Source organism: uncultured Desulfovibrio sp., assembly GCF_944324935.1.
Lineage (GTDB): Bacteria > Desulfobacterota > Desulfovibrionia > Desulfovibrionales > Desulfovibrionaceae > Desulfovibrio.
Map to the genome: position 1 here is coordinate 1 of NZ_CALUYG010000057.1, position 12,403 is coordinate 12,403.

Annotated in this window: 11 protein-coding genes and 1 tRNA gene; 6 read left to right on the forward strand and 6 right to left on the reverse strand. The window is 66.1% G+C overall.

Annotated elements, in window-relative coordinates; genetic code table 11:
* Window positions 1-228 precede the first annotated feature (228 nt).
* From Q0J54_RS10920 to Q0J54_RS10930, 3 genes are all read right to left on the reverse strand, one after another.
* Window positions 229-315: transfer RNA gene (locus tag Q0J54_RS10920), tRNA-Leu, on the reverse strand.
* Window positions 316-403: 88 nt separating this feature from the next.
* Window positions 404-1,288, reverse strand: coding sequence for an EamA family transporter (locus Q0J54_RS10925; protein ID WP_296305640.1), 885 nt, complete (start codon window positions 1,286-1,288; stop codon window positions 404-406).
* A 43-nt stretch (window positions 1,289-1,331) separates the two neighbouring features.
* Entirely contained in the window at window positions 1,332-2,360 is a 1,029-nt protein-coding gene (locus tag Q0J54_RS10930) for a hypothetical protein (protein WP_296305642.1), read from the reverse strand.
* 83 nt (window positions 2,361-2,443) lie between these two features.
* Between Q0J54_RS10930 and Q0J54_RS10935 the strand changes: the two genes are divergently transcribed.
* From Q0J54_RS10935 to Q0J54_RS10960, 6 genes are all read left to right on the forward strand, one after another.
* On the forward strand, window positions 2,444-3,532 hold the full coding sequence (locus Q0J54_RS10935; protein ID WP_296305644.1) for a glycosyltransferase family 4 protein: 1,089 nt from the start codon (window positions 2,444-2,446) through the stop codon (window positions 3,530-3,532).
* On the forward strand, window positions 3,526-4,008 hold the full coding sequence (locus Q0J54_RS10940) for a hypothetical protein (protein WP_296305646.1): 483 nt from the start codon (window positions 3,526-3,528) through the stop codon (window positions 4,006-4,008). The genes Q0J54_RS10935 and Q0J54_RS10940 overlap by 7 nt, the downstream gene beginning before the upstream one ends.
* 2 nt (window positions 4,009-4,010) lie before the next feature.
* On the forward strand, window positions 4,011-5,180 hold the full coding sequence (locus tag Q0J54_RS10945) for a glycosyltransferase family 2 protein (RefSeq protein ID WP_296305647.1): 1,170 nt from the start codon (window positions 4,011-4,013) through the stop codon (window positions 5,178-5,180).
* 190 nt (window positions 5,181-5,370) lie between these two features.
* Window positions 5,371-5,826 (forward strand): hypothetical protein, encoded by a 456-nt coding sequence (locus Q0J54_RS10950; protein ID WP_296305649.1) that lies wholly within the window; start codon window positions 5,371-5,373, stop codon window positions 5,824-5,826.
* A 148-nt stretch (window positions 5,827-5,974) separates the two neighbouring features.
* A complete protein-coding gene (locus Q0J54_RS10955; RefSeq protein ID WP_296305651.1) occupies window positions 5,975-7,165 on the forward strand; it encodes an ABC transporter permease in 1,191 nt (396 codons plus the stop codon).
* Window positions 7,166-7,171: 6 nt separating this feature from the next.
* A complete protein-coding gene (locus tag Q0J54_RS10960; protein WP_296305653.1) occupies window positions 7,172-9,139 on the forward strand; it encodes a glycosyltransferase in 1,968 nt (655 codons plus the stop codon).
* A 146-nt stretch (window positions 9,140-9,285) separates the two neighbouring features.
* On the opposite strand, the gene Q0J54_RS10965 is transcribed toward Q0J54_RS10960, so the two are convergent.
* The 3 genes from Q0J54_RS10965 to Q0J54_RS10975 all read right to left on the reverse strand — a co-directional run bounded on the left by Q0J54_RS10965 (window position 9,286) and on the right by Q0J54_RS10975 (window position 12,091).
* Window positions 9,286-10,566 carry a DUF6765 family protein gene (locus tag Q0J54_RS10965; protein ID WP_296305655.1) on the reverse strand — a complete coding sequence of 427 codons (1,281 nt, stop codon included), beginning with the start codon at window positions 10,564-10,566 and terminating at the stop codon, window positions 9,286-9,288.
* A gap of 111 nt (window positions 10,567-10,677) precedes the next feature.
* Window positions 10,678-11,304 carry a protein RhiA gene (locus Q0J54_RS10970; RefSeq protein WP_296305657.1) on the reverse strand — a complete coding sequence of 209 codons (627 nt, stop codon included), beginning with the start codon at window positions 11,302-11,304 and terminating at the stop codon, window positions 10,678-10,680.
* Between the two features lie 139 nt (window positions 11,305-11,443).
* The gene (locus tag Q0J54_RS10975) at window positions 11,444-12,091 is read right to left on the reverse strand and encodes a hypothetical protein (RefSeq protein WP_296305659.1); all 648 of its coding nucleotides are present in this window, start codon (window positions 12,089-12,091) and stop codon (window positions 11,444-11,446) included.
* Between the last annotated feature and the right edge of the window lie 312 nt (window positions 12,092-12,403).

The window sequence follows — 12,403 nt, forward strand, 5'->3', positions numbered from 1 at the left end:
ATCACGAAAGTCTGTCTGTTTCATGAGACGAGCTTGCCACGCTTTTAAAAAATCAAAAACCATGCCGGACATTCTCTTATGAAAATCGAGAGCAGGGATGTGGCTGCTGCTCTCCGTCGGACCCGTCCGGCAGCATCGGGAACCGGCGGGAGAAGCGGGCGGGACGGCGGCCGCAGGTCGGCAGCCATGAAAAAAGGCGGTCACAGTGGCGTGACCGCCAGTTTTTTCTGGTACCGGGAGCGAGACTTGAACTCGCAAGGTGTCGCCACCGGCGGATTTTGAGTCCGCTGCGTTTACCAGTTCCACCATCCCGGCAAGGCCGCGCCCTAACCGCGCGAACTTGTCCATATTTTCCGAAAAAAGGACAAAAGTCAAGCGCCATGTGTGATCAGCGCGGGCCGCATCAGTCCTTCGATCTGTCCAGCGACAGCAGCAGGACGGCCCCCAGCACGAGGGCGCTGCCCAGCCAGCCCATGAGGGTGAAGCTCTCCTGCCAGAACAGCCAGACCCAGAGGGTGCTGAGCACCGGCTCGAGGTAGCAGGTCACCGCGGCGCGCACAAGGCCGATGCGCTTGAGGGCCAGCCCGTAGCACAGATAGGCGAAATAGCTGGTGCAGCCGCCCAGCAGGACAAGGCAGAGCCAGACGCGCGGCGAATGGGTGAGGTGCACGGGGGAGACGATATACAGGGCCACGAGTCCGCCCACCAGCGAATAAAAATAGAGCGTGGCCGTGCTGTAGCGATCCTGCCACCAGCGATAGAAGGGATAGTGCGAGGCATAGCTCATGCCGATGATGAGGCCGCAGGCAATGCCCAGCCAGGAATGCCGGCCCGGCAGACTGCCGCCGGAAAAGCAGACCAGGGCCGTACCGCAGAGGGCTACGCCGATGGCGGCGAGCTTGCGTCGGGAGATGGCCTCGCCGAACAGGAAACGGGATATGACGGCCACCCAGATGGGCGCGGTGTACATGAGCACGACGGACATGGCCGCCCCGCTGAGCTTGATGGCGTACTGGGTGACGGAATAGAACACGCCGATGCCCCAGACGCCGAAAAGGATGAAGTTCGCCGCCGCGCGCGGGGGAACGGCTATCTGGCGGGTGGCGAGCGTATGCGCCAGAAAGAAGAGCAGGCCGAAGGCCGCGCGCCAGAAGGCCGTCTCCAGCGGGGTGACACCCTCGGCCATGCAGACCTTGGACAGCACGCCCACCAGCGACCAGAAAAAAGCCGTGAGGATGATCCAGAAATACCCGCTTGCCGACGACGAGGACGTGGTGGAGATGTTCATGGATGGCGGAAGAGACGGAGCGTCCCTGCTGGCGGCAGGGGGCCTACCAGTCGCCGGGGCCGTCGGGACGAGAGGGGAAGGAGAGGCTGTCCGCGTCGGCCCGGAGGCCGGCGGCCGTACAGCCTTGGACCGGAAACGTGTCGCGCAGCCAGCGGAAAAAGGCGAACAGGCGTTCGCGAAAGGCGCGCGCCGCCCGTTCGTCGGGCATGTGCGGCGAGCCGCCGGGCAGCATCTCCGAGGAGTGCCAGAACAGACTCAGCACCCGTCCGCCGCGGGCATGATGCAGGCGGACGGCCCAGCGCATGGCCCGCGGGCCGTGCCAGAAGGGATTGGCGCTAAGCGCCCCCCAGAAATGGAAACTGTCCAGGCTGCGCCGCGGCGACAGGCCGTGCCAGAGGCGGGGCAGAGGCCGCAGGAGGGGTATCTGGGTGATGGGCGCTTCCAGCAGGCGTGTCGCGCCGTGGCCCTCCACCCAGTACGGGTCGGCGGGAGCCAGGAAATGATCCGCGCCGTCCGCAAAGCGCCGCAGGGGACAGATGGAGCTGTCCAGGGTGATGCCGGCTTCGGTCAGCAGGGGCCGCACGCTCTTCTTGAGGTCCCAGCGCCCCATGCGGAAGCTCGTCAGCGGCGCGCCGTTGAAGCGCGCGCCTTCATCCAGCAGGGTTTGCAGACGGCGGCGCAAAAGCTCGCGCGGCAGCCTGTCCGTACGCTGCGGCGGGCCTCCGGCGGAGGGGGCGTCATCCAGCGGAGGCGTGCTCCAGTGATGCAGATGGGCGGCGATCTCCGCACCGTGCCGGTCGCGCATGATCTCCAGCACACGACGGCAGGCGGCATCGGCAAAGACCGTATGGGCACAGAACAGCGTCAGCGGAAAGCCCAGCTCGTCGGAAAGGGGAGCGAGCAGGGGCAGCAGCGCCACATTGCGCACGCCGCAGTTGGTGGCGGCGTACTGCCCGGAAAACAGCCCCTCCTCTTCCACATCGAGGCTGACGATGACGCGCAGCGGCGCTTTGCCGCAGGCGTTGGGCGCGTCGCAGGACGGAGAAGAGGATGCGGGGGGTTGAGCGGTCATGCCCTGCTTGTAGTTCTTTTCCGCGCGGCTGGCAATGCCGTCCCCGGCCTTGCCAAAGCGGGCCGAATACGGGAATATGCGGCATGGCTCACGGCATGCGAATCCTTTTTCTTCTGGAAGATCTTTGTTACGGCGGCACGCAGCGGCAGACGCTCGAGCTTGCCGCGCGGCTGGATCGCCGGCGTTTCGTGCCCGTCATGCTGACGCTCACCGGCCCGACGGACCTGGACGGGCTGGCCGGCCAGGCGGGCATCGACGTGCACAATCTGGGGCGGGACCGCCGCCTTGCGCCGTTTTTTTTCGCCCGGCTCGGAACGGCGTTACGCCGCCTGCGGCCTGACGTCCTCGTGCCCTGCACGGCCCTGCCCAATATCTGGGGCCGTCTCTGGGGGCGCGCGCTGGGGCTGCCCGTGCTGGGCACGGTACGCGGCGGCGGCGGGCCCAAACGGCAGCACGAGCGCTTCCTCTGGCGTCTGGCACAGCATATCGTCTGCAATTCCGAGGCGCTGTACGATGTTTTGCAACGGCTGGGCGTCCCGCCCGGACGGCTGAGCCATGTGCCCAACGGCGTGGATACGGACGTCTTTTGCGCGCCTGCGTCCTCGTTGCCGGTGTCCGCGCGGCCGCCCCGCCTTCTCTGTGTGGCGCGGCTGGCCGGGGACAAGGACCATCCGACCCTGTTGCGGGCCTTCGCACGCGTGCTGGAGCGGCATCCCGACGCCGTTCTGCGGCTGGTGGGCGACGGGCCGGAGGAACGCCGTCTGCGGCAGTGGGCTGACGCCCACCCGGCGGGCAGGCGCGTGGAATTCGTGCCCGGACGCCCCGATGTGCGGGAGGAATACGACGGGGCGCGCCTTTTTGTCCTGTCGTCCGTGCGCGAAGGGCAGCCCAATGTCCTGCTGGAGGCCATGTCCTGCGGCTTGCCGCTCTGCGCCACGGCCGTAGGGGGTATCCCCCGGCTGATCGCGGACGGGGAGAACGGCTTTTTGTGCGGACCGGGAGACGATGCGGCCCTGGCGCGGCAGATCTGCCGCCTGCTGGAGGATCCTCCGCTGGGCGACAGGATGGGACAGGCCGGACGGGAGCGCGCGGTGCGGGATTTCTCCTTCGCGCGCATGGTGGCCGCGCATGAGGCCTTGTTTGAACGGCTGGCAGGGAGGGACGCATGCTGAGACGTGCCGCCGCTATGGGAAAAGGGGCAGCGGGCCTTCTGCTGCTGGGGCTGCTCTGTCTGCCGTGCCCGGTGCGGGCGGGGCAGGGGACGACCGGTCAGCGGGCCGTGGCGCCCGTGCCCGGCGAGGTGACGGAACTCTGGGAAGGCTCGGTGCTGTCTTCCGACTTTCGGGCCACCGTCTGCATCAATGCGCGCGGCAGACTGCGCGGCGCGGCTCTGCTGCGGACGCGCGGCGGTCAGGTGGACGTGTACCATCTTGAGGGCTCCGTGCGGGAGGGGCGGGTGGAGGCCCGGCATCCCTCCTCCGGGCATCATTTTACGGGCCGGCTCATGGATGACGGCAAGGCCGGCGGCACGCTGCGGCTGAAGAGCGGCCTTTCATTTGCCATTGAGGCACGGCGCACCCCTGATGTGCCCGTGACGGAAGATTGCGCCCCTGTCCCCACGGACGGCTGGCGTGTGTGCAAGGAGTAGATATGTGGGAAATCTTTCTGCTGCTGGCCGTCTTGCAGTGCGGCCTGTTGATCTGGCTGGGACAGGTGGGCGAACGGCTGGCCCGCGAGGAAAAGGCGGCCATCTTCGGCCTCGCCCATGAGGATGACTGGCCGTCCGCCGCGCTCATCATCCCCGCCGCCGGGGAGGATCCCCGCATGGAGGAAGCGCTGGAGACCCTGCTGGAGCAGGATTATCCGCGTCTGCTGCCCGTGGTGGTGACCGCCTCGGAGACGGATCCCGCGGTACGGCTGATAAAGAGTCTCCAGGCCCGTTATCCCGCCCTGCGGCATGTGGTGGCCGGGGAGGCGCGCGGCTGCGGACAGAAGAACCACAACAGCCTTGCCGGGGTGGCGGCCGTGGGGACGGCGGCGGAAGTCTACGTCTTCTGCGACAGCACCCATGCGGCGGGGCCGGATTTCGTGCGGCGGCTGGTGGCGCCGGTGGCCCGCGGCGAGGCGGAGTTCAGCACCGGCTATCATCAGGTTCTCCCCCGCGACAATCGCCCGGTGACGATGGCCTATGCGCTCTGCGTGCAGCTCATGCGCTATCTGCAGGGGCTGGGGCGGCAGCTCACCCAGCCCTGGGGCGGGGCCATGTGCATCAGCCGCCAGGCCTTCGAACGGCATCAGGTGCGCGAGATATGGGCCGGCAACGTGGTGGACGACTGCTCGCTGGCCGGCGTGCTGTCCGCGCGGGGCGTGGCGGTGAAGCTCTGCCCCGGCGCGCTCCTGCGTACGGAGGCCGCCGCCCACCGGCTGGACGTCTGGCGGGCCTGGATGGACAGGCAGGTGCTCTTCCTCAAGTTCTGCGTGCCGGCACAATGGCGGCTGCTGGGCGTGCTCTGCGCGGTGATGGCCCTGCCGCCGCTCATGGCCGTACTGTCCCTGCTGGGCGGGCTTACGGGGCTGGCCTCCACGGGCTGCGTGGCCGTGGCCTTCCTCTACCTGATCGGACTGGCGGCGGCCATGGGCCACTGGCGCGGCCTTGCCGGCAGCACGCAGCCTCTCTGGCGCTGGCTGCTGTCCTTCGCGCTCAGCGCGGGCATGTTCGCCTGGGTCTATGCGCGTACGCTCCGGGCGCAGGGCATCCTCTGGCACGGCATCTGGTATGAAGTCGGGGAGGGCGGTCGCGTGCGCGCCATGCGGCGCTGAGCGGGCATGGCGGAACAGACAGGCGTGCATCAGGGGATAGGGTGGATGCCGTCCTGCTCCGCATCCTTGGCCTGCCCATCGGCTGGCCGTTCCCGGACCGCTGGCCGTGCTGCCACGTTGTCCTCCGTGGGCCGGGCGCGTTCTTCCGCCGGCCGTCGGCCGGCAGCGCAAACACTCTGGAGGTTTCCCGATGACACGGACAGGGGAACGTCCCTCCGACGTGGCCGATGCGCCGCGTCCTCTTGTGCGGGCAGCGGTCTGTCTGCTGATTCTGCTGGCGGAAAGCATGTTCTCCCGCCTGCTGATCATCCCGCTGGGAATAGCCATTTTTTACAGCCGGCTGGGCCTGGGGCAGGGGATCAGTCTGCTGCTCATCCTCCTCAGCCTGTACGCGGCGGACGGGGCGTGTCTGCTCCGCTTGCTGCGCCGGGTGCGGGGCGGCTTCGCGCCGCGCGCGGGCGTGGTCATCCTGACGGGTCTGCTCAGGGGGACGGGCCTTTATCTGCTCATCCTGAGCCTATGGAGCGACTATCCGTCAGGCGTGCATGAGGTTTTTCTCCTCTTTTTCCTGCCGGAGACCCTTCTCTGGATGGTGTCGGCCGTGCTGGCGGCCTGGTGGCTGTCGCGACGGGCGCGCTCCGCGTGAACGGCAAAAGGCCCGCCGGCGTCAGGCTGAGGGGGGCAGGGCGAGCCGCCGGTTTCCCGTCAGCGCCCTTTGACAGTTTTTTTTTCGCAAGGTAATATCAAGGTAATATACATACTGGGACGTTATCCCGGGAGGTCCAGACACATCCATGATCACCATGTCCGATCTTTGCCGCGTCAGCGTACGGCAGGTGGTGCGCCAGCGCGGTTTCGGCGTCATCCTGTCCATCGCACTGGGCATCACGGCCTTTATCGCCCTTTCGGTGCTGGGGCAGGAGATCCGCTACAAGGTGGGACAGGATATGGTGCTCATGGGCGGGGTGAACATCATCCGCGTCTATATGGATGACGAGCAGTATCCCGGTCAGCCGCAGCGCGAATTCTATCCCGATACCGTCGAGGCCATCCGCAACATCCCCGGCGTGGGCATGGTCAGCCAGAACCTGCGCATGAACAAGATATTTTCCCTGCGCGGCACGGATGAGCGCAACTTGCATGTCTCCTTCATCGGGGTGGACGAATACTTTTTCCCGACCTATTCGCTGGAGCTCGTGGCCGGGCGCGTCCTTACGGCGGAGGATGTGCAGCAGCGCAAACGAGTCTGTATGCTGGGGCGGGAGGGGGCACAGAACCTGTACGGAGATCCCCGGCAGGCCGTGGGCAAGCTCCTCGTGCTGGGGCAGGACGTCTTTGAAGTCGTCGGCGTGGTGACGGGGGTCATGCTGGGCTCATGGAGCGAGGGGGGCTTCCTCCCCTATACTACCATGAGCGACCGCGGCTGGGGCGGCGGCAATGTGCGCCGGCTCTTCGTGCGCGCCATCGGCTGGGAAGACGTTGCCCCCGTGGTACGCCAGCTGCCCCGGGTGGTGCGCGAGCATCAGGATGCCCCCTATCTTGTCTGCGCCACCCAGGACGATCAGCTGGAACGCATCCAGGTGACCTTCATGTGGGTGGAGGCTCTGCTCTGGCTGGGGATCGTGGCCTCGCTCATGCTGGGCGGCTTCGGCATCTGGTACGGCACGTTCGCCGCCGTGCGCGCCCGCACGCGTGAAGTGGGCCTGAAAAAGGCCATGGGCGGCTCGGACACGGACATCCTGGCCCAGTTCCTTGCCGAAGCGCTGGTCAAGTCCGTTGCGGGCGGCGTGCTGGGCATCGTCGTGGGGACGCTGGTCGTGGAGATCGGCGCGCTGGCGCTGCACACCAGCATCTCTTATCCGCTGCTGCTGGCCAGCAGTCTCGGCAGCATCGTCTTTTCCGCCATCATCGGTGTGGCGGGTGGTTTGTATCCCGCCATTCAGGCCAGCCGCATGGATGTGGTCTCGGCGCTGCGTTTCGAGTAGGTGCGTATGCCTCCTGTCATTATCGCCAAGGACCTGTACAAGTGCTATGCGGGCTTCGCGCCCGTGCTGCGGGGCGTCAACATCGAGGTGGAAGCCGGCGAGCTGGTGGCCATCATGGGCCCTTCCGGCTGCGGCAAGTCCACCATGCTGCATGTGCTCGGCATGCTGCACGCGCCCGATGCGGGGACGCTGGAGATCCTTGGTCAGAACGTGCTGGAGTTCGATCGCGAACAGACGGCGGCCTTCCGGCGGGGCAACATGGGCTTCGTCATGCAGGCCAGCAACCTTTTCGAGCACTCCACCGTGTTCGAGAACGTCGAGTTCCCGCTGATCTATGAAAAGGTTCCGCCGTCGGAACGCTGGGGACGCGTCATCCGGGCGCTGGACCTCGTGCGGCTGTCGGCGCGGGTGCACTACCGCAGCAACCGCCTTTCCGGCGGCGAGCAGCAGCGCGTGGCCATCGCCCGCGCCATGGTCAACAATCCCAAGATCCTGCTGGCCGACGAACCCACCGGCGCGCTGGACGCCAGGACCAGCCGGGTGGTGATGGACAATTTCCGCACGCTCTGCCATTCCGGCGGCGTGGCCATGATCATGGTGACGCATGACCCCAAGATGGCGGAGTTCTGCGACAGCGTGTACACGCTGGATGACGGCATCCTCAATTGCCGCCGCCGGGATTTCTCGCCCGCATCCGTGACACTGGGCGTCAACCTGCTCGAAGGCATCAAGCCGGTGGTGCGCGGCGCGCTGCTGGCCGAGACCTTCCCCGAGCCGTCCGGGCGCTGCCTCATGGAGGAGGCGCACCGCATGCATACGGCCGGCCTCTTGTCGCGCATCTACGGTATCCGCGGGGGCAGCCTGCTGGGAGATGCCCAGGGCTATGCCCTGCCGCTGCCGGTGCGACGGGTGGGCAAATGGCGTCTGCCCGCCGTGGTGCGGGCCGTGCACTTTTTCCGACGGCGCAACTCGCCGCCCTGGGAGCCGCTGCGCAAGTCCCTGCCCGTGACGCCGGGACGGCGCTGGGCTCATCTCTGGGCGATGGACTGCGGGGCCATGATGGCCCGCTGGGGCGAGGAGGACGGCCTTGATTTCCTCTATGCGGCCGGGGCGCATGGGCCGGCCACGGCGGCCTGGATCGCCTCGCGCCTGCTCAGCCTGCCTTTCGCCTTTGCCGTACGCACGGCGGACATGGTGAGGCCCGGCAGGGACTGGGCCGTCAAGGCGCGGGATGCGGCCTTCGTGACCTGCGATACCGAGGAGACACGGCGGCGGCTGCACGATCTTTTGCCGGAAGTGCCGCCGGAGCGGCTGGTGCTTCTGCGCGATCCGCTGACGCTCACGCCGCCCGACGAGGACTTCTCTCTGCCGCCCACCGGCGAGAAGGAACCCTTGCGCCTGCTGGCTGTGGGGACCCTTTGCGCCCGCAAGGGCTTCGACATCCTCTTGCGGGCCTGCGTGCAGTTGCGGCGGAAGAACATGGACTTCGAGCTGCGCATCGTGGGCACGGGGCCGCTGCGCCGTCGCCTCAAATGGCAGGCCTGGCGGCTGGGCCTGCGTAAGTGCGTGCTCTTCCCCGGGCAGGTTCCGCATGAGAACATGCCCGATCTCTACCGGCGGGCCGACATCTTCGTGGCCCCCGCCCGGGTGACGCGCAGCGGCGATCAGGACGGCCTGCCGTCCGCCCTCACCGAGGCCATGGCCTTCGGCTGCGCCGTGGTGGCCGCGGACCTGCCCGGCATCCGGGAAGCCGTGCGGGATGGCGAGAGCGGACTCATCGTGCCGTCCGAGGATGCGGAGGCCCTGGGCAAGGCCCTGATGCTGCTCGCCGCCCGGCCGGAAGAGCGTAAACGCCTCGGCGGCGGGGCCTTTCGCCGCATTCCTGAACTGCTGGACGAGGAAGGGGCCGAGGCCCGTCTCAAGGAGCTCGTGCTGGCGGCCGTGAAGGCGGCGCGCCCGACGCGGACGCCATAGTGCGGCGTCTGCCGGCCGGACGCGCCGGGAGCGGAGGAAAGGATACATGACGTGAAAACGGCGTCAGGCAGTGAGCCTGACGCCGTTTTGCGTGGTGAGCGGCGGGCACGGCGTGCCGACAGCCGGTCAGGGGCCGGGAGGCAGGCTCAGGCCTCCTGGATCGCCAGCGGCTTTGCCACGAAGCTCAGGTTCGTCTCAGGGGCGTCCTGCGCCGGGGGCTCGGTCCTTGTCCGCACGACGGGCGGCTTGCGAAGGTAGTCGGCAAGCTGCCGCTCCTGTTCGGGAGTCAGCGTATTGGGCACATCCTCCCCGGCGCACATGTTGCGTATATCCCGTGCCGCCAGGTTGAAATAATAGAAATCGTCATTGATGACAGACAGTTTTGTCGTGAGCAGATCCGCTGTCGCCGGGTCGCGCAGCCTGTCCACTATGTCATTCATGCTGCTGGTGTCCGCGTCGTCATCCTTCGCGAGGAGGGATGCCAGCAATTCCTTGCTGTCGTAGTGGAATGTCAGCTCCTTGAACTTCCCCTGCCAGAAGTCGCGGCAGCCTTCCTGGCCGAGATTGGCGGCCAGCAGGCCCTGCCGCAGCTTGTCTTCCAGCTCCCGCCACTTGGCATCGAACGCCGCCAGGGGCGGGCGCGACAGGCAGGAGCGGAAATAATTGAGCAGGACATGGGCGCAGCGCAAGAAGGTTTCGGTATTGTTGCGGGTCTTCACCAGGTGGTAGTTGTCACCCTTGTAGCAGCAGAGGGCCATACTGAAGGTGACGTGGCTGTCGTCGGGGGCGTAGCCGGCTTCGGTGTGGCCGATGCCGGGAAAGTAGTGGCAGGCCGTGGCGTGGTAGCGGGAGGAGATGTCCTGACCGTCGTTGTTGTCGTGGACTTCCTGCAGCTTGCAGTAGTTCTCCCAGCCCCAGGAGCCCGAAAAGCCCTGATGCGCGTAGGTATCGGCAAAGACGTGTGCCAGCAGGCCGAGGCGGATGAGGACGGCGTGGCTTTTGACCTGTCCTTCGGCCTGCTGGAGGCAGTCGGCGCGGGCCTGCTCCATGCAGCCCCAGAGCAGGGAACCGGAATCGGCATGGTCCGGCGTGACGCGCAGTTCCTCGCGCTTTTCCGTATCCGGACGGGCGGCCGTTATGAAGTGGAAGGGCGTAAGGATGTATTTCTGTTCGTCCTCAAGGCCGAGCTGCGCCATGTCGAACCAGGAGGAAAAGCCCGTGGTGACAGGGTGCAGCACCAGGGTCTCCTTTTTCTGGCTGCACAGCACGCGGGCGAAGTCCGGCACATCCGTGACGGGGAAGGGCCGCTTGACCGTGTAGTCGTCCACGAACTGGGAATAGGTCGCCACGAGCTTGGCTTCATCGGGCGAAAAGCCGGCCTCCCGGGCAATGGCAAGGATCGCATAATGATGAAAGGTTATGTCCATATGAGGCTCCTGTGCGGGCTTATGCCCCGGTACGGCGTACCGTACCGGGGACAGAGAGAGGGGTGTGCCGGCTGGCGGAGAGCGCCTCAGTGGAGGGCTTCCGCGAACCGGCTAGAAATCGACGCTGGTGATCTGCCAGGTGTTCTGCTTGGAGAGCGTTACTTCCATCGTGTAAATGCCGTTGGCAAAGTCCACCTTGCAGGTGTTGGAGACGATGTTGACGTCCAGCACCTGGCCGGTGCGGTAATCGCCGAAAACGACCCAGTATTCGGGATGCGGCTTGAACGTGTAGGAATAGTTGGGCGTGGCGGGGTAGGCGAAGGTCGGCATGCCGGCCATGCCGATGCCCACGGAGACTTCACCGTGGGGGATGGTGGCGTCCGTGTAGATGGTCATGGCGTTCTCGGGAGCCTTGAGGGGCGTGTCCACAAAGCTGTAGCCGTAGATGTTCTTGTTCAGGCAGGTCGTCTGATGCTTGGCCGGATCAACGGGGTCGGCATCGATGGTCTGGCTGGCGGTGAAGGTGACGCCCGGCTTGAGCTGCCCGGTCTCCGACCAGGTGAAGCAGTAGTTCACATCCCAGGTGTAGGTCGCCGTGGTGTTGGGGCGGCTGGGATGGGTGAACCAGGCCAGCGAGAAGAGATTGCTCTTGGTCGACTGGGCCGGGTCGCGCTGATAGACGCAGAACGTACCGAACAGGTTGGAATTGTTGTTGAAGATAAGCTTGTAGTTTGCCATGACAGATCTCCTTGATTGAGATGGATGAGTATCGGCAAAGGGAACGTCCCATTGCTTGGTAACGGTATAGACGGGGCTTGTGGAAACTTGTCGGAATGCCACCGGAAAAAACGGGGAAAATGTGGCGTCCGCATCGGGATCAGAGCGCGGAGGCCCGGCCGGGACGCCAGAAGCGCAGCAGCTTCCTGTAATAGTCTGCCTGGCGGACATGCTGCGTGCGTTCGGCGTCGGCAACGAGCCGGTGCAGCAATTCCAGAAGACCGTTTTCGTAATAGGCTTCCCACGGCACGGCCCAGGCAAAGCCGTCATCCTCCAGCAGCGCGCCCCGATAGAGGGCGACGCCCTCCCGCCAGCGCTGCGGGTCATCCCGGGCGGCGAGGCAGCGGTCGAACAGGGCGACATCGGTCACGCAATCCGTCAGATCAAGGGAGATCTCGCCGCGGGAGATCCGCAAGAGGGGCACGTCGCCGGCAGCCTGCTGCCGCCGCAGATAGCGGCAGATCTTGTAGAGGCTGTCCCGGGCTTGTTCGGGGAACACGTTGGGCCAGAGCAGGCGGGCAAGTTTGGGTTTGCCGCAGGGGCCGCCGCTGCAGCAGGCAAGGTAGGCCAGCAGTTCGGCGGCCTTGCGGTTGCTCAGGCGGCGGGGGACGCCCCGGCGGAAGAGGCGGAAGCCGCCGAAGCATTGCAGGGAAAAGGTCCGGGCAAAAAGGGGGGCGCATCGCCGGGTCGGCCCGGCTGGCGGGGCGCAGGGTAAGGCTGTCGTCTTCGCGGCTGCCCAGAAGGGCATCGCCCGGCCGCAGATCGAGTTCCGCCAGCAGGGCGGGAGGAAGCGGAAGGCAGCCGTCATCACGCAAGACAAGATAAAACATGCTCATACTCCATGAACAGAGGCAGAGCCTGTTTTCAGCGTCGTGGGCAACGCGTCGCCACCCGGAACACGGGACCTGAGCCGCGCGGGAAAACAGACGCCTGCTCTATTCGGTAAAACGGGGAAAGGGACCGGGTGACAGTGAGGAATCTAACGGGCAGATTGTCAAACGAAAGTTGACACAAAGAAGACCCCGTCTTCCCTCATTTTTTCCACAGTTGTCTTGTAACC